The 18,209-nt window shown below is 40.6% G+C and carries 16 protein-coding genes; 1 reads left to right on the top strand and 15 read right to left on the bottom strand.

Annotation, left to right across the window (positions count from 1 at the left end; all coding sequences use genetic code 11):
• Positions 1-434 precede the first annotated feature (434 nt).
• Together NSQ41_RS05165 and asnB are read right to left on the bottom strand one after the other, a co-directional pair.
• Positions 435-1,865, bottom strand: a complete 1,431-nt coding sequence (locus NSQ41_RS05165) for an alpha-amylase family glycosyl hydrolase (protein ID WP_339211142.1) — start codon at positions 1,863-1,865, stop codon at positions 435-437.
• Between the two features lie 801 nt (positions 1,866-2,666).
• Positions 2,667-4,511 (bottom strand): asparagine synthase (glutamine-hydrolyzing), encoded by a 1,845-nt coding sequence (gene asnB / locus NSQ41_RS05160; RefSeq protein ID WP_339211140.1) that lies wholly within the window; start codon positions 4,509-4,511, stop codon positions 2,667-2,669.
• Positions 4,512-4,648: 137 nt separating this feature from the next.
• Between asnB and NSQ41_RS05155 the strand changes: the two genes are divergently transcribed.
• Complete coding sequence (locus NSQ41_RS05155) at positions 4,649-5,182, top strand: DUF2777 family protein (protein ID WP_063387038.1); 534 nt, start codon at positions 4,649-4,651, stop codon at positions 5,180-5,182.
• A gap of 799 nt (positions 5,183-5,981) precedes the next feature.
• On the opposite strand, the gene NSQ41_RS05150 is transcribed toward NSQ41_RS05155, so the two are convergent.
• The 13 genes from NSQ41_RS05150 to NSQ41_RS05090 form a co-directional block, all read right to left on the bottom strand.
• A complete protein-coding gene (locus NSQ41_RS05150) occupies positions 5,982-6,323 on the bottom strand; it encodes a YisL family protein (protein WP_063386645.1) in 342 nt (113 codons plus the stop codon).
• A gap of 163 nt (positions 6,324-6,486) precedes the next feature.
• On the bottom strand, positions 6,487-7,395 hold the full coding sequence (locus NSQ41_RS05145) for a fumarylacetoacetate hydrolase family protein (protein ID WP_063386644.1): 909 nt from the start codon (positions 7,393-7,395) through the stop codon (positions 6,487-6,489).
• A gap of 3 nt (positions 7,396-7,398) precedes the next feature.
• A complete protein-coding gene (locus NSQ41_RS05140) occupies positions 7,399-8,172 on the bottom strand; it encodes a TatD family hydrolase (protein ID WP_327873806.1) in 774 nt (257 codons plus the stop codon).
• Positions 8,169-9,002: a radical SAM protein gene (locus NSQ41_RS05135; RefSeq protein WP_311067021.1), complete on the bottom strand. Its 834-nt coding sequence runs from the start codon at positions 9,000-9,002 to the stop codon at positions 8,169-8,171. Before NSQ41_RS05135 ends, NSQ41_RS05140 begins: the two co-directional genes overlap by 4 nt.
• Positions 9,003-9,295: 293 nt before the next feature.
• Complete coding sequence (locus NSQ41_RS05130; RefSeq protein WP_186439323.1) at positions 9,296-10,294, bottom strand: aliphatic sulfonate ABC transporter substrate-binding protein; 999 nt, start codon at positions 10,292-10,294, stop codon at positions 9,296-9,298.
• Between the two features lie 39 nt (positions 10,295-10,333).
• Complete coding sequence (locus NSQ41_RS05125; protein ID WP_235600403.1) at positions 10,334-11,101, bottom strand: ATP-binding cassette domain-containing protein; 768 nt, start codon at positions 11,099-11,101, stop codon at positions 10,334-10,336.
• 17 nt (positions 11,102-11,118) lie between these two features.
• On the bottom strand, positions 11,119-11,904 hold the full coding sequence (gene ssuC, locus NSQ41_RS05120; RefSeq protein WP_066250605.1) for an aliphatic sulfonate ABC transporter permease SsuC: 786 nt from the start codon (positions 11,902-11,904) through the stop codon (positions 11,119-11,121).
• The gene (gene ssuD / locus NSQ41_RS05115) at positions 11,901-13,049 is read right to left on the bottom strand and encodes an FMNH2-dependent alkanesulfonate monooxygenase (RefSeq protein ID WP_066250608.1); all 1,149 of its coding nucleotides are present in this window, start codon (positions 13,047-13,049) and stop codon (positions 11,901-11,903) included. The genes ssuC and ssuD overlap by 4 nt, the downstream gene beginning before the upstream one ends.
• 136 nt (positions 13,050-13,185) lie before the next feature.
• Positions 13,186-14,196 (bottom strand): sulfonate ABC transporter substrate-binding protein, encoded by a 1,011-nt coding sequence (locus NSQ41_RS05110; protein WP_130158334.1) that lies wholly within the window; start codon positions 14,194-14,196, stop codon positions 13,186-13,188.
• Positions 14,197-14,301: 105 nt separating this feature from the next.
• Complete coding sequence (locus NSQ41_RS05105) at positions 14,302-15,372, bottom strand: sulfate/molybdate ABC transporter ATP-binding protein (protein WP_339211138.1); 1,071 nt, start codon at positions 15,370-15,372, stop codon at positions 14,302-14,304.
• A gap of 12 nt (positions 15,373-15,384) precedes the next feature.
• On the bottom strand, positions 15,385-16,239 hold the full coding sequence (gene cysW / locus NSQ41_RS05100) for a sulfate ABC transporter permease subunit CysW (RefSeq protein WP_094246455.1): 855 nt from the start codon (positions 16,237-16,239) through the stop codon (positions 15,385-15,387).
• Between the two features lie 26 nt (positions 16,240-16,265).
• Positions 16,266-17,051 (bottom strand): sulfate ABC transporter permease subunit CysT, encoded by a 786-nt coding sequence (cysT, locus tag NSQ41_RS05095; RefSeq protein ID WP_235600405.1) that lies wholly within the window; start codon positions 17,049-17,051, stop codon positions 16,266-16,268.
• An 87-nt stretch (positions 17,052-17,138) separates the two neighbouring features.
• Positions 17,139-18,206 carry a sulfate ABC transporter substrate-binding protein gene (locus NSQ41_RS05090; RefSeq protein WP_063386636.1) on the bottom strand — a complete coding sequence of 356 codons (1,068 nt, stop codon included), beginning with the start codon at positions 18,204-18,206 and terminating at the stop codon, positions 17,139-17,141.
• Between the last annotated feature and the right edge of the window lie 3 nt (positions 18,207-18,209).

Raw genomic sequence — 18,209 nt, 5'->3', positions numbered from 1 at the left:
GAGAAAAAGCACAAGCCTACAACATAAACGTGAAAAAACATTGCATCCTTTAAAATTAAAATACAAGCGTCACAACGAAAAAGCGAGCAAAAGCTTGTTCCAAATTCACAAGCTATTGATAAGAAGCCCTCTTTCCTAATCGGTTATCCATTGATCAATATTGTTTTACCCACTTTAAATGGAGTCGCTCCTTTTTCAGCGTCTTGATATGAGGAAGGGGCTTTTTTGCGTTCAAAAAGGAAGAATTAGGCTTCTTTTCCAACATCTCAATATGAAAAGGAAGATGTGATAGGCGAACTTTCCGCCCCGAAGCTTTCAGTTGAAAAATTCCTGTTTAAAGCCTATGTGTACATAGAAGCAGCTTCAAAATGGCAAATCAAGACGAGTTTGTCCTTTTTTTGCACCTTTAAGGGATCAGCTTTTTATTTTGCATTTTACGACGGCTGTTTTCCCTTCCCTTTTTTATATGCGGCATATAAGAAAAGGATAAACAAAACTGGGACTCCGACCAAAATGGAAATAAAAGGGATGCTCGCGCCTTTTTGTTCGTCCAGTTTAAAAATCTCCGCTGTTTCCCGTTCCAAAGTGATCGTGTATCCGTCCTTTGAACTTTTTATGCTTCCCCCTTTTAAATACCCTCTCAATTCGTGATTATCCGGCAAATATCGAAATCCGATCGTTACGCTTTTTGTTTGCGATGTGTTGTTAATGGCAATAATGGATGTTTCATCACCGCTTTTTAATTGATAAACGAGCATGCCGTCCTTTTCATACAACAAATGATATTGCCCTGTTCGGAGAGAAGGCAGGATTTTGCGAATGTCGGCTAAATTTGTTATGTACTCGACTATTTCGGTGCTCGTGCGAAAATCCATCATCCGATAATTGACTGCTCCATTTCCGCCATCCAATGCAATCTCCGTCCCGTAATAAACAAAAGGAACAGCCGGTAAAGTATATAAATACGTCAAGGCAAGTTTTAATCTTGTCACTGGAAACGCTTCATTCTCAACAGCTTTTCTTGTAAAACGAACGATATCCTCGTCATCTAAAAACGAAACGACAGGCAGATTGGATTGCGTAAACCCGTCCAATCCCGAAAGCGGTTCATCCACATTCGAAAATGATTTTTGCGCATTTTTCGCAAAATAGGTATTCATCACGGCATCGATTCCACTGTTTTGATATGTATTCGGATCACCCCCGCCAATATCTGCCACTAAAACGAAATCTTTTTTGACAGACTTAACTTCTTCAGCCATTTTTTTTAAAAATTGAGGTTCAGTTCGATTCGCGTCAATCAACCGATACCCGTCAATATCACTTTGTTTGATCCACCATTTAGCGACATCGATTATAAATGCTTGAACGTCGGGGCGAGAAACATCGAATGTCGTACTTCCTTCAACAAACCATTCTTTTTTAGCTGGATCAGACAGCCAAGGGTGGTTCGGTCCTGTTTCGAAAACAAAATCTATCATGACCTTTAGATCACGTTTATGTGCTTCCTTTGTCAGCTGTTTTAAATCCTGCATTGTTCCAAAATGCTCGTCCACTTTTTTAAAGTCTTTCACCCATTTCCCATGAAAGCCGTTTGCCTCATTTTGAAATATTGGTGATAAAGAAACGATTGTAAAGCCCATTCCTTTTATGTAATCCAGCTTTTTGATCACCCCTTGCAAGTCACCCCCAAGAAAATGTTCAAGACCGCCCTTTCTTTCGCCGTCATTGGCCGTCGTTCCATTGTAAAAGCGGTCAACTGCTACGTGATAAATTGACTCATCCTGCAAGTTTACAGCGCTAGCAGTCGCTGAAAAACAAAAAAGCAATGAAACACACAAAATGAAGATCAATCCTTTTTTCACTCGTCAAAATCCTCCTTATGTCAGCAAAATCCATGCTTGTCGCTTAATTCATCTAAGTTCGCCGCTTCAACTCTTCCGCAAAATCGGCAAGCGGTGTTGCATCTGTTTTGGTTTGCTGTCAATCTTCTCATCGAATGTATGTAATGTTTGATGGGATTTATCCCCTTTTCCGATGAGTTTTTCTTTATAAGCCTCGCGAATCACTCGCTGGCTTATCCCAGTTTCATTTGAAAGAGCCTTTATTCCTTCCATGCTAACTGAAAAATAAGTTTACATGTTTGAAATCATTGCGTTACCTACATCATTTTGCCTGGATTGCGCCACGATCAAACAGTTCGTCAACGTATTCAAAAAGTTAGGTCAGTTAATTTTTCATTCATATCTTCTTGAACTATTCTCTTACAACATGAAACGTACCAGGCCAAATTCGGATCTTATTGTAAGCTTCTCTCCCTGCTTGATTCCTAGACATTAGAAAATTTTTTGAAAACGTTCATCATTTTCATAAAAATCTTTTTTCTACCGATGAATCATTCAGTTTCTACAAAATGTTTATATATCTCTCCCCTCCCGCTCCCCTTGCAGATCATTTTTGAATTTCATTATAAAAAACATTATAACATGCTGAACATGTTTGTCCTTCTTTATTATAAAAAGCAAGGGGGGTGTCTAATAAGTCGTTTTTACGGCTTATTGACGCCCCCATTAATGTGTTAGAAACGTTGATATATCGGTGTTTATGATTTTTTGTTTTCAATGGCGATTTGACTTTCTAAGACAGCCTCATTTTCCCTAAATTCATCAAATGATATTAATCCGGTACTTTTCAAACCAAATGTGAATTTGCCAAAGATAGGCTAACAGCTGCGGTCCCGTCATCAGCTGTCCGTACCATGGGCGTTGAAAAGATGCACCGTCTGTCTCTACTAATTTATTTAATGCATTCCCATCGAAAAGCTCGTGCAATATGGAGTCTTTCATGGCCAATACGTTTTCAAGCTGTTCTTTTACAAGCTTCGTATATTTCGGATGATGTGTTTTCGGATACGGGCTTTTTTTCCTGTAGACAACCTCCTTCGGCAAAAGATCTTCTAAGCTTTTCCGTAATAGGCCTTTTTCCCGATCGCCATATCGTTTCCATTCCCACGGAATATTCCAGACGTATTCGACAAGCCGGTGATCTGCAAACGGAACGCGCACTTCAAGCGATGCCCCCATGCTCATGCGATCCTTTCGGTCAAGCAATGTTGTCATAAACCATATCATATTTAAGTAAAAAAGCTCCCGCCTTTTTCTTTCCGTTTCAGGTTCTCCATCTAAAACAGGTGTTTCTTCAATCGTTTTTTCATATTGCCTTAAAGCATATTCTTTTATATTCAGCTTTTTTTGCCAATCGTTCCGGAGCAGCTTGATCCGCTCATCTAATGAACGAATCCACGGAAATCCTTCTCTTGCCAATTCCTCAGGACGATAAAACCACGGATATCCGCCGAAAATTTCGTCCGCACATTCTCCCGACAAGCTCACGACAAAGTCCTTATTAATTTGCCGGCAAAACCAAAGAAGTGAAGAATCGACGTCCGCCATCCCCGGAAGATCACGGACTTCAACTGCTTCCTGCAAATATGAGACAAGCTCTTCCTGTGTCATGATACATTCGTGATGAATGGTTTGAAAAGATTCCTTCATTAAATGAATCCAGTAGGCATCAGCATTCGGCTGAAACTCGCTTTGTTGAAAATACTCAGAATTCCCTTCGTAATCAATTGAATAAGTATGAAGATGCCCCTTTCCTTCCTTTTCAAATGTCCTGGCGGCAATCGCTGTAATGGCGCTCGAATCCAATCCTCCCGATAAAAACGTGCATAGCGGAACATCGCTGACAAGCTGTCTTGTGACGGCATCTATTAGTAATTCACGCACTTTTTCGACCGTTTCTTCAAAAGAATCCTCATGCGGATGGCTTTTAACGTTCCAATACCTCCATATTTTTAAGCCATCTCGATTAAAACTTAGGGCATGGGCGGGTCTAAGCTCTTCGATTCCTTTAAAAACGCCTGAACCGGGAGATCTCGACGGCCCCAGCGCCATAATTTCTTGCAGCCCTTCCTGATCGAGCAAAGCATCGACTTCAGGGTTGGCTAAAAGGGCTTTTATTTCAGAAGCGAACAGAAAATTACCGTTGTTTTCATAAAAAAAGAGCGGTTTAACGCCAAGACGGTCGCGTGCTATAAATAATTTTTCATCTGCTGAATCCCAAACGGCAAAAGCATAAATTCCGTTTAAATGGTGCACACATTCTTCTTTCCACTCCATGTATGAAGCTAAAAGAACTTCCGTATCTGAGTGGCCGCGAAACGTATAGCCTTTTTTCAATAATTCTTTGCGAATATCTTCCGTATTGTATAGCTCGCCGTTATAACAAATCGTGTAGGAATTATCTTCTTTTTGTTTTGTCATCGGCTGTCGACCGCATTCCGGGTCAATGACAACAAGTCTTTTATGCCCGAACAATACGTGCTTCTTTCCCCAAATATTTGTATCATCAGGCCCTCTTTTGCTTAACGTGTCAATCATGTCTTCCATTATTTCAGTATTTTGGAAAAGTGATTGTTGAAAATTTACCCAGCCAGCAATTCCACACATATGCTTATCACCCCACTATCTATAACATGAAAGATGTAGCTATTGTATGCAAAAAAAGTTCAATGTTACCTGCCCATTTGTATAAAAAGAAAGCATTTTGTCTAAAACAATCAATAAAAAGTATTGAGGTGTTCATATTGTTTTCGGACGTAAAAAATGACCTTCTCCATAAACAAAAAAGGAGTTTTCGGACCGCAACCGTTGAAATGCTTCAAGCAAAACCGATTTTGATCGATGATGAAGATGATGAACAGATTTCTCTTGATGATTTAAACGATCAGCACATTGAACTTTTGAAAAACGGCCGATGGGTTGATATTGGACATAATAAGGAAGAATACTTGCGGTCAGGCGGAAAAATTCGAATCAAGAAGACATTCCCCTATGCATTTCATTCTTTTTTAAATGAATTGGATGATGAAAGCTTTATAATGTTTGTACACCATTTAAATGCTTTATCCTTTTCCGTTTATGACATCATCTACTGCCACAATCAATTGTTGTATCACCATGGAAACAAACCGATGAAAGGCGCTTCTGTTTTTATATTTGATAATACGGATTCTCTTTGTGCGGTTCAGCATTTTTTCCATCGGGGAGACAAACAAAAAGACCTGTTTGAATTCACTGTAAGCACAGGGGAACGAAGCTTTGTCAGCTCTATTTCATAACTGCAATTCAAGGAAAAAAGGATTTAGTTAAAAAGTACTTTTAAGACAGTCGGAGTAATGAAAGCTTTGCAATTGATAGGGGGAGTGCAGAGAAGAGTCATTTAAATTTTTTTAAGGAGACACATAAAAAACAGCTTCAGCCTGATAATGCTGGATATTCAAAAAGATGCTATTCGTTCGAATTGTCACCCTGTGGCTAAGTATTTATTCAATGATGGGCGAAACAGACCGGCTGCCCAACATCAATGTAGACTGCGCTACCGAAAATGTTTATAAAAACAAAAATATGAACCTAAAACATTAGGATATTCACAAAAAGAAAGTAAACGTAAGGCATCGCCTGCATTGAAACTTTTTTCCAATCCGCGGAATTTCGTCCAACTTTTTGGCGATTAGCAAGGTTTCAATGAACTCATATCGAATTATTATTCAAGCCTTAATAAAAAACGAGATAAGGAGAGTTTCATAATTTGAGGTGGTTATTAGCTATTCCATTTATTTTGCTTGGAGCTTTTTTATTTTCATTAACCATTGATGATATGAAATATAGGCCATATAATTCTAATAATTATAGGATTTGGATGTTTTTTTAAGGCTGGTTTTTATTGTCAAAGACAAGAAAGAAAAATAATAGGGGGGTGTCTAATAAGTCGTTTTTACGGCTTATTGACGCCCCCATTAATGTTTTAGAAACGTTGATATATATCGGTGTTTATGATTTTTTGTTTTCAATGGCGATTTGACTTTCTAAGACAGCCCCTGCGAAATACGCTCCTATATTTTTGCATCAACATATTTTTTAAAAAGTAAGAGGCAGTCTAAATCCAAGCAAAATGACGAGAATCAGCACAATCCAAAAGCCGATCCAAATGCCTTTGGACGATTCGTTTCTCTTCTTTTTGCCCAAAACCATTTCCATAAGCCCGATCAAAACAATGGCAAGGAAAATTTTAGCGACATATTCCCCTACATAGTTGGCCATGCTGAACACATTATAGCGGAAAATTAATTCAAGTCCAGTTGCCAACACGATTAAATAAAAGATTCGCACAGCCATATGCAAACCTTTTGAAGGTTTGGCAAAGGCAATGAAAAACAAAATCAGCAAAATGACCCATGATGTAATATGCAAATGTGTCATAAATGCCCTCCCCCATCTATACTTGCAAGTCCACATTCATCATATCAAATGATCATCCAAAAACATAGCAATTACTATGATAAATAAAATGATTTCACTAAATTGACAAAGACGCACTAAAACGAAAGATTAAAGGGGCTCACTCTTGCCCGTCCTTTCGCTATTAAATTTCCTTGACTTTATTTCTCAACGTGCCAATTCCTTCTACCGTAATTTCGACAGTGTCGCCAGGCTTTAATAATTTCGGCGGATTGAAGCCTTTTCCGACTCCCGCAGGTGTACCTGTTGCAATGATATCTCCCGGTTCAAGAGTCATGCCTTGAGAAATGATGGAAATGATCCGTTTAATCGGGAAAATCATTTGATTTGTATTGGCTTGCTGCCGAATTTCGCCATTAACTTTCGTCTCGATAGACAGATGCTGTGGATTCGAAACAGCCGATTTATGTACAATATACGGTCCCATCGGGCATGATGTATCCAAGCTTTTTCCTAAAAAATATTGTTTGTGGCGAGCTTGCAAATCTCTTGCTGTGACATCATTGATGATCGTATATCCAAAAACGTAGTCATAGGCTTCTTCTTCGCGAATTTGTTTTCCTTTTTTCCCAATGACAACTGCAAGTTCCCCTTCATAATCAAGTTCGTCGGTTAAATAAAGATGAGGATCAATTTCTCCTTCATGAGCAATAACGGAAGTTGAAGGTTTGGAAAACAGAATCAAATCGGAAGGAATATCACTTTCGCTTCCCATTTCCGCAACATGGTCACGGTAGTTTTTACCGACGCACATAATGTTTTTCTTCGGCCGTGGAATCGGTGCTTGGAGTTTAACAGCTGACAGCGGATAGACATATGTCTCCCTTTCTTTTTCCTTCGCAACCCATTCCTGTAATGCTTCAATATGGCGGACAAATTTTTCACCCATTTCAATGCACGCTTGCAGCGATGCAGGCGATATTTCCGATTCATAAAGCTTCAGTTCCGCTTTTTGAATATCAATAACCGAATCTTCGTTAAAAATTAGTCCGATAAACGTTCTGTCGTGAATATTTGCAGTGACAAGCTTCATGTTCTACCCCCAATTAAGATAAAGTTTTTTCGCATTATTTGCAGTTGTGCGCACAATATCTTCACGCGGCCTCTTTTTAATATTCGCCAATTTGCGGCAAATTTCCTTTAAAAATAACGGGGTTGTGTCAACATTTTTAAACGCTCCCCCATACCGCCAAGGGCCGTCCGTCTCAATAAGCAGCTGATCCATCGGAACTTGTTCAGCAAGCTGCTGATCGCGCAGGCGGTAGCAAACTTCCGGAGTCACAGAAATATAATAGTGTTGTTTACAAATTTCCTTCACTACAGATGATGCCGCTTTAAGCCAATGAAAATGCGCTTTTTTCACTTGATGTTTTTGCAAAAGATGGAAAGCTTTTTCCGCATCTTCATGAACTGCATGCAAGGCAACTGGCAGTGAATGTTCAACGCTGATTTTCAAAAATTCCTTCAAGACATCTATATAAGTTTGTTCCGAATACTTTGCAAATAATCGCTCTTTTTCATAATACGGCAAACCAATTTCCCCGACAGCTGAAATCGCCCTCTCTGTTCGAATCAGCGATAGAAGCTCTTCAAGCTCCCGTTCTTCAAGAATCTCCTGTTCAGGGTGAAAGCCGGCAGCTGCTATAATAAAATCTTCATGTTTCTGCTTCAATTCAAGCGTTTTATAGGCGGATGTTAAATCGGTTGAAACGGCCACAACATGAGTAATGCCCGCTTCCTGCCACTTTTTGATTTGCTCATCAATAGTTTTTGGATCGTATTGATCCAAATGAATATGAGAATCGATCATTCTTCATGACTCCCATCGGGCGGAATGAAGCCTTGCCTAGAAATGAACAGCTGATCTTTCGCAAACACATGTAAAAATAAGTCTTTCACATATTCGATGTTTTCAGGGGAAAACCATTCTTCTTCTCCAATTTGCGAAAAAAGCTTTGACAAACCGAGCGCCTGTGATCGTCTTCCGCCGCTTCCATCTCCTAAAAAGAAATCATCTAAACAGACTCGTTTCGTCGCATTCCGTAATAGATTCGTAAAATTAGGAGAAAAAGGCAGTACAGGAGAAACTGCCGCCTGTGACGGAATGTTCTCTTCATTTAGTTTTTTAAGCGCATTGATCCTAGCTTGAATCGGCGGCGCCTTTGGAGAAAAAATTTTGCGCACATCATCTCTGTCCGTTTCAACGGTAATGCTGACAAGCACCCGATCCCCCAATTTTTGAAAGATATCAATATCTCTAGTGACAAGCGGGCTTCTCGTCTGGACAAATAAAAAGTCCGGAGGCATTTCTGCTATCACTTCAAGGAGCCTTCTTGTTCGTAATTCCTTCGCTTCCAGCGGCTGGTAAGGGTCTGTTGAGGATGACATGAAAATCGTCACTTTCCCTTTCTTCTTGGCCCGCTTCAATTCGCCTAAAAATTGGTTTGGCTTTTCATCCTTTATTTCAACCCATGTTCCCCACTCTTTTTTCTTAAACAATGCGACTGGAAGCTTTTGTACATAACAATAATGGCAGCCGTATGAACAGCCGACATACGGATTTAAACTGTACGAATACCCTTGCAAATAGCCGTTTGTTTTCGTTAAAAACGAGTTTGGATTTTTACGGGTAATTTCCATTCATTACATCCTTTCCCGCAGCGAAAAGATTATCTCATTCAATGAAAAAAATTTTGAAAAGAAAAACGGCCTCAAGGTTCACAGACAGCCCGCTTGCAAACCGGCCATTACCGCTTCCGTGAAGATAAGGACAACTGTTCTCCACAAAAACAAATGGAGGGATAAACACCTCCATTTGTAAAAGGACAACTATTTGCGCTTGTCAATCGTTATCGCATGGATCTTTCTTTTGAACATTCCGTTTCAGGGTCATTATAACTTATAAAGCATGAAATGACCACTTTCTTGCTTCGTTAATCTGAAAGAACAGCATCTTGCACATTTATTTTCTCGTTTATCAATCCTGCCTCTAAAAAAGTATCTGCAAGCTTCTGTTGGGCATCCACCACTTCAGGTGTGATGTCAAATACTCCATATTCTCTTCTTTCCAAAGTTTGCTTCCATACATCTTTCGAAATGCCAGTTTTCTGTGAAAAGTTTTCGGCAGCCCCTTGTTTGTCTGCTTGAATCTCTTTGTGAACCTTCTCTAGTTCACTGATCACTAAATTTCGAAGTTCACGATTTTCTTGAAAATAATCGCGTCTTCCTACAATAAATCCATATTGACGCGGGAGACCTTTTGCATCGGCAATGATTCTAGCACCTCCACTTTCTTCTGCGTCCGCAAGATATGGATCCCAAATCACCCATGCATCCACATTGCCGCGTTCAAAAGCTCCTCTAGCATCTGAAGGCTGTAAATAGACAGGAGTAATATCATTCAAAGTCAGCCCTACACTCTCTAAAGCAGTAAGGAGCAAATAATGTGCGCTTGATCCTTTACCAAAAGCAACCTTCTTCCCTTTTAAATCTTCTATCTTTTGAATAGGTGAATCTTTTGGAACAACAATCGCCCGATATACTTCCGGTTCATAGGCAAGATAGGCTAATTCAGAATCTGAAACGGCTCCTGCAAGTACAGCAGGTGCTCCGCCTACATATCCTACATCAATTTTTCCTGCATTCAACGCCTCTAATAATGGCGGTCCTGATTGAAATTCATGCCATGTGACTTTAACTCCTTTTTCAGCCAAAATTTTTTCTAAGCTGCCTTTTTCCTTTAAGAAAAGCAAAATAGATGATTTTTGATAGCCAATTCTAAGTTCGTCTGGTAATGTCTCCTCTTCCGCTTTGGCATTTGATTTTTCCGCATTGGAGGTCTCATTTGCCTCCTCCTTGCTGCCGCAGCCTGAAATCCAAAGCACTAAAAGGAAAATCAAACTTAAAAACATACTTTTTCTGATAATTTTCATTAGTAAATCCCCCTTTAATGAATATATTTATTAAGCTTATTACGTTGATTGCCTTGCATAGACAGCTGGTGTGTTTTCTTCCTCACCCATTACGCGGCGCAAAATCTTTTCGACGAGGGCTGCAAATGCGGCATTACCGCGCTGCCTAGGACGAGGAAATTTAATCGGTGTATCCATCGCAATTTTTCCATCCTCTATCAACACCACTCGATCTGCCATTGCTACCGCTTCTTCCACATCATGTGTAATCAGCAAAGCTGTAAATCCTTGCTCCTTCCATAATCGTTCGATCAAACGCTGCATTTCAATGCGTGTTAAAGCATCTAACGCACCTAATGGTTCATCCAATAACAACAGCCTTGGCTTGCTGGCTAATGCTCTTGCAAGTGCCACCCGTTGTTTTTGTCCTCCTGATAAAACGTGAGGCCATTCTTTTGCCCTGTCGATCAGACCAACCTGCTTTAGAGCTAACTCCGCTTTAGGTAAATCTTCTTTTTTCATGCCAATCGCTACATTTTGAATTACGCGTTTCCAAGGCAAAAGTCTGGCATCTTGGAACATAATGCGAACCTCCGGATTTAATCCCTTCATCAATTCGCTGTTAGCCTTGATCTCACCAGCTGTCGGCTCATCTAATCCGGCAATTAAACGAAGCAGCGTGCTTTTTCCGCAGCCGCTTCGGCCGATGATCGCTACAAACTCACCAGGCTGCACCTCAAGATCAATTCCGCGCAGAACTTGCTGATTCCCAAAGTGTTTCTCTACACCATTGATTTGCAGATGAGTTCCAAAAGTTGGAGATTCCACATTTATCCCCCCATTCTCTACAAGTTTTGATAATTTGGATTCCAATTTAAGCATTTTCTTTCAAGCCATTTTGCCATTGAATCCGCTATTTTTCCAAATAATGCATATAGAAGAATGCTGAGCAGCACTACATCTGTTTGCATAAATTCTCTCGCATTCATGGCCATATATCCGATACCAGAATCTGCGGAAATTGTTTCAGCAACAATTAACGTCAGCCACATGATCCCCAGTGCATATCGAACTCCGACTAAAATAGACGGGAGGGCGCCGGGCAACACCACTTGCCAAAAGAGAAGCCAGGAACGAAGTCCATATACCCGTCCCATTTCAATCAACCCTTGATCTACTGACCGAATGCCATGAAGTGTATTCACATAAATCGGGAACAACACTCCAGCTGCTACTAAAAATACTTTGGCTTCCTCACCAATTCCAAACCAAAGGATGACAAGAGGAATCATGGCCAGGTGAGGAATATTCCGCACCATTTGAATCGTTGTATCGAAAATTCTATCTGCGATCGGAAACAGCCCGTTAATAAGGCCGAGAAACAAGCCAATGCTTCCTCCAATCAAAAAACCGATTATGGCTCGTTTAAAGCTGATCAGCAAATGCTGAAACAATTCACCAGAACGAATGAGCTCCACTCCTGCCATCACAACGTCTGACGGCACTGGAAGAATTTTTGTTGAAAGAATCCCTTTAGAGGATAACAATTGCCAAATGATTAAAATCAATATAGGCAAAAGCCATGGGATTAATTGTTTTTTTACTTGATCGGAAAACAACGACTTTTTCATTTTCTGATTCTCTCCATTTCTGCTGGTAAACTGTTGTTGGCAATAATTTCTCCAAATGGTCCAAACGGTTGTGGTTCACTGTTTCTTTGAACATGGCTTATCGGCAAGTGAGGAAACAACAGTTCAGCTGTTCTATATGCTTCCTCTAAATGAGGATAGCCGGATAAAATAAATGTCTCGATGCCGAGATCAGCATATTCCTTCATCCTTTCTGCAATTGTTTCCGGACTGCCGACTAGCGCCGTACCTGCTCCGCCGCGCACAAGACCGATTCCTGACCATAAATTCGGGCTGATTTCAAGCGACTTGCGGTCTCTTTTCACAAGATCTGACATCCTGCGCTGCCCTACTGAATCAAAACGGTCAAAAACCTTTTGTGCCTGAGCGACCGTTTCATCATCCACATATTTGATTAACCGTTCGGCTGCTTGCCATGCTTCTTCATCCGTTTCACGGACGATGATATGCAAGCGAATGCCGAAGCGCACTGTTCTTCCTTGTTCCTCTGCCAGCTTTTTCACCTGATTCAGTTTTTCAGCAACCTGTTTCGGCGGCTCTCCCCATGTTAAATATACATCTGCATGCTTTGCCGCTACTTGCTGGCCAGCCAATGATGAACCGCCGAAAAAGACAGGCGGATATGGTTTTTGCACTGGCGGGAACAAAAGGTCTCCTCCTTCCACCTGTAAGTAACGACCTGTGAAATCGACTTTTTCATTTGCAAGCAGCTTTCGCCAAATTGTCAAAAATTCGTCAGTCACTTCATATCTTTCATCATGTGAATAAAAAATTCCATCACCCTTCAGCTCCACCGGATCACCACCGGTTACAACGTTTACTAGCAATCGTCCATTTGAAATTCTGTCAAATGTCGAGGCCATCCTTGCAGCAGCGGAAGGAGCCATCAACCCCGGCCGAACTGCCACAAGAAACCGTAAGTTTTCCGTAACGGGAATTAAGGCAGAGGCAATAATCCAAGCATCTTCGCAAGATCTTCCAGTTGGAATCAGCACCCCGCTGTAACCAAGGCGATCCGCTGCTTGGGCAATTTGTTTGAAATAAGACAAATCGGTTGTACGTCCTCCAATGGTAGTACCTAAATAATGCCCGTCACCATGTGTTGGAATAAACCAAAAAATGTTCATTTTTCACTCCACCCATTTCGTTTTTAGATTTTCATCTGTCATTCAAGGTTTTAAATGCGCAAAAAGGCCCCTTTCTTAGCATGCTTCTGCTAAGTAGGAGCCTCCAGTTGTCTGGTCGGTTCGCTATTGTTTTCATTTAGTTGTTTGTTTCCTCCAAAGCTGCTTCTTTTACATTGATTTTTTCAGGAATTAATTTTAATTGATGAAAAGTATCTGCTATTACCTGCTGATCATTTAGAACTTGTTCGCTTATTTTCTGAACACCATATGTTCTTCTTTTAGCTGCTTTTTCAAGCGAAGCAACATCAATTCCCAATTCAGGTGACAATAGTTCTGCAACTTCTTTTGGAGCACTTTTAGCCCATTGATCTGTTTTATTGATTTCTTCCAATAACAGATCGATAACCTCTTTATGATTTTCGGCAAACTTTCTGCTCGCTAAATAAAACTCTCTATTTTTCACTAAATCCTTTCCGTCTGCCAAAACTCTGGCGCCTGTCTCCGTTTCAGCAACAGCAAAGAAAGGATCCCAAATGACCCATGCATCCACACTTCCTTGTTCAAAGGCTGCTCTTGCATCTCCCGGTACGAGATATTTAGGTTCAATATCATTTATGGTCAGCCCCGCTTTTTCCAAAGCTTTTACGAGCAAGTAATGGACGTTTGAGCCTTTGTTGAGCGCAACCTTTTTACCTTTTAAATCCTGAACAGTGCGGATGGGGGAATCTTTTGGAACAAGAATAGCTTCTGAAAGAGGGCTTTCTGGCTCATGACCAATATAAACTAAATCAGTGCCTGCCGCTTGTGCAAAGATCGGCGGCGCTTCGCCAGTATGCCCGATATCAATGCTGCCGACATTTAATCCTTCCAAAAGCTGCGGACCTGCCGGAAATTGAATCCATTCGACAGAATATCCGTGACTTTTTAACGCTTTATCCAGCGTTCCTTGTTTCTTTAAGATGTTTAATGTCCCGTATTTTTGATATCCGATTCTAACTACCTTTTCCTCTTTATCTTTTGTTTCTTGAGATTCACCGGCGCTTTTCACATTCTTTTCTTCTCCTGAGCAGCCGGATATAACAGCAAATAAACTAACAATCATGATTAAAAGCAAGGCAAGCAAAGATTTTTGATTTTTTCTCCTCATTTTGCTACCCCCTTTGTCCTTATAAAAACTATTAGTCAAATTTATTTACATTCTTTTTGAAATGCAGGCTTTTCGAGTGATAATGATCTTGGCGACATTATTTATTCATTCTACGGATGGAGAATCTGAAAAAAACTTTATTTTTTCCAAGTCAGCATAAAGAATCTCATCATTTTTCACGTTCAGTTGATTCGCCTGTTCAACACTCAAGTCCACTTCGATCAGATCATTCGTTTTCAATCTTTCCAATTCCAAACGGACAATCGGACCATAAGATTGGATGCGGCGAACCTTTACTTGAATTGATTTTTGATTATCATTATGTCGAGTTATTCGCACTTCATGAGGACGAATATACCCGATCATTTTTTTCGTTTGAATGTTTTCATCAGGTGCAGCAAATAATGCTTCTCCGATATGTAGGCGACCATCGTTCACTTCAGCATGAAAAACATTAACACGCCCTAGAAACTGATACACGAATTTCGTTTTTGGATGTTGATATACTTCATCCGGTGTTCCGACTTGCTCAATTTGTCCATTATTTAAGATTACCACTTGATCAGCAACCTCTAAGGCCTCTTCTTGGTCATGCGTAACAAAAACAGTTGTTACATATAATTGTTCATGCAACTGCCGCAGCCATCTCCGCAATTCTTGACGCACTTTTGCATCAAGAGCTCCAAACGGCTCATCAAGCAGAAGCACGTTCGGCTCCACTGCTAACGCTCTAGCTAATGCAACTCTCTGCCTCTGTCCGCCTGATAATTGAGCCGGGTAACGGCGATCAAGACCATTTAATTGGACTAAATGAAGCAATTCATTTACTTTTCGTTGGACGTCTTGTTTGGACGGTCTGTCTTTTCGCGGACGCACTTTAAGTCCGAATGCAATATTCTCAAAAACGTTCATATGATGAAATAAAGCGTAATGTTGAAAAACAAAACCGACATTTCTTTCACGGACCGTTTTTGTCGTATAATCATGGTCGCCAAAATAGATGCCTCCGCTATCAGGCATTTCCAATCCGGCAATCATCCGCAGCAACGTAGTTTTCCCTGAACCGGATGGACCTAACAAAGCGGTAATCTTCCCTGACGGTATTGTTAAATTTACTTCTTTTAATGCTTGAAATGAGCCATAATTTTTAGAAATTTGCTTCACATTGATATCCATGATGCACACTCCTTACCCTTTTCCATCAACTACACCCTTCCATTCAAGCACCCCTTTAACAATTAATGTAACGATCGCCAACATAGCTAAAAGGGAAGCGACTGCGAATGCAGCAGTAAATTGGTACTCATTATATAAAATTTCTACATGGAGCGGGATCGTATTTGTCATTCCTCGTATATGCCCTGACACAACAGAAACGGCTCCAAATTCACCCATTGCTCTCGCATTGCACAGGATGACGCCGTATAAAATTCCCCATTTGACGTTTGGAAGCGTCACGAATAAAAATGTTTTCCATCCGCTGGCTCCTAAAGATAAAGCGGCTTCTTCCTGTTCACTCCCCTTTGCCTGCATGACCGGTATTAACTCGCGGGCTACAAACGGAAAAGTTACAAATAAAGTAGCCAAAATTATGCCTGGGACAGCAAAGATTATTTTCAATCCGAGCGAATCTAAAACCGGCGCTAACAAACCTTGTGCACCAAACAATAAAACAAAGCTTAAACCAGCGATAACGGGCGATACAGAAAACGGCAAATCAATAAGCGTGATGAGCCAGGTTTTCCCGGGAAACTGAAACTTTGTGATACACCATGCAGCAGCAATACCAAAAATAAAATTTAATGGCACTACTATTGCTGCGGTCAAAAGTGTAAGACGGATCGCTGATTGAGCATCCGGTTCTGTAACCGAAGCAAAATAAACTTCTAAACCGTTTTTCAAAGCTTCTGTAAAAACAGTAATTAGCGGGATAATGAGAAAAAAACCAACAAATAATAGAGCCGTTCCCGTCAATATAAAACGAATCCACGCAGATTCTGTATGAACACCGACAAGAGGCTGTTTCTTCGTTTTAGTACCCATTTGAGGCATAACATCTCCTTAGTGACTTAATGAATAAAATATTTTCGACTCGTTCTCCATTGCAAATAATTTATAAGAAAAAGCAGGAAAAAAGAGATAATCAATACAATAGCGGCAATCGCTGTTGCCCCCTCATAATCGTACTGTTCCAATTTGGTGACGATCAAAAGAGGGGCGATCTCCGTTTTCATTGGCATATTGCCGGAAATGAAAACGACTGATCCGTATTCGCCTAACGCCCGCGCAAATGCGAGCGAAAACCCGGTGAACATCGCAGGAACAAGTGATGGCAAAATCACTTTCCAAAACGTTTGCCAACGGTTTGCACCTAAAACAGCTGCCGCTTCTTCGTACTGCTGATCTAAATCATGCAAAATGGGCTGGATAGACCGCACAACAAACGGCAATCCGATAAACGTTAAAGCAATTACGACACCGAGCGGGGTATAAACAGCCTCAATACCGAAGCGGTCCAAATACTGTCCAATAACGCCTGTCGGGGCATAAACAGCTGTTAAAGAAATTCCCGCTACTGCAGTTGGGAGAGCAAACGGCAAATCGATTAATCCGTCGATAATTCTTTTCCCTGGGAAATCATATTTCACTAACACCCAAGTAAGCAAAAGACCAAAAACTAAATTGATGGCAGCGGCAATAAATGAAGAAACAAAAGATAAACGAAGCGAGGCTGCCACCCTGTCAGTTGTGACGATTTGCCAAAATTGCTCCCAGCTGAGTGTTGAGGCTTTTAAAAAGATAACGGACAAGGGGATCAACACTATTAAACTAAGATAAGTTAGCGTAAAGCCCATCGTGAGTCCCCAACCTGGAATAACCCCTTTTCTGTGCTGTTGTTTTGTTTTGGCCACTTCCAATCCTCCATTCATCGGAACAAATCATTATTTCGGCTGATAAATTTGATCGAAAATACCGCCGTCGTCAAAATGTTTTTTCTGAGCCTCTCTCCAGCCCCCAAACAGTTCGTCAACTGTAAAGAGTTCCAATTGCGGGAATGTATCTTTATATTTTTCAGCGACTTTTGGCAATGTTGGACGATAATAATGCTTCGCTGCCAATTCCTGTCCTTCTTCCGTGTACAAATATTTCAAATACTCTTCAGCTACTTCGCGCGTTCCTTTCTTATCAACCACCTTGTCTACAACAGCAACAGGAGGTTCTGCTAAAATGCTTACAGAAGGCACAACAATCTCAAATTGATCCTTTCCTAGTTCATTGATGGCTAGAAAAGCTTCATTTTCCCAAGCAAGAAGAACATCACCGATTTTTCTTTCGACAAATGTTGTTGTAGCACCCCTTGCCCCGGAATCTAATACTGGAACATTTTTATATATTTTCGCAACAAATTCTTTTGCCTTCTCTTCATCGCCGCCATATTTTTTCAATGCGTATCCCCATGCAGCTAAATAATTCCAGCGTGCTCCACCCGATGTTTTTGGATTGGGGGTTATAATCGAAACATCAGATCTGACAAGATCGTCCCAATCTTTAATACCTTTCGGATTTCCTTTGCGTACTAGAAACACAATAGTGGACGTGTAAGGAGAACTGTTTTTATCCAATCTTTGTTGCCAATTTTTTTCGATCAATCCAGTATCTGCAATGGCGTCAATATCATAAGCCAGCGCTAGCGTTACAACATCTGCCTCCAAACCATCGATAACAGACCGCGCCTGCTTTCCAGAACCTCCATGTGATTGCTTAATCGTAACCTCTTGACCAGTTTTTTCTTTCCAATAGCTTGCGAAAGCTTTATTAAAGTCTTGATAAAACTCACGTGTAGGGTCATAAGAAACGTTTAATAACTCGACTGCCTTTTTATCTCCCTCTGAGCTGGAGCTGGCACTTTCATTTTTTGAACCACAAGCACTTAAAACAAGAGCTACACTTGTAATAACAGATAATAGAAAAAATAGTCCTTTTGACTTGCGTTTATTTGTAATATTCATAAA

The organism is Aeribacillus sp. FSL K6-8210, assembly GCF_037963925.1.
GTDB lineage: Bacteria > Bacillota > Bacilli > Bacillales > Aeribacillaceae > Aeribacillus > Aeribacillus composti.
Note: the sequence above shows the minus strand (reverse complement) of the source record. Positions and strands in the feature narration are given on the sequence as shown.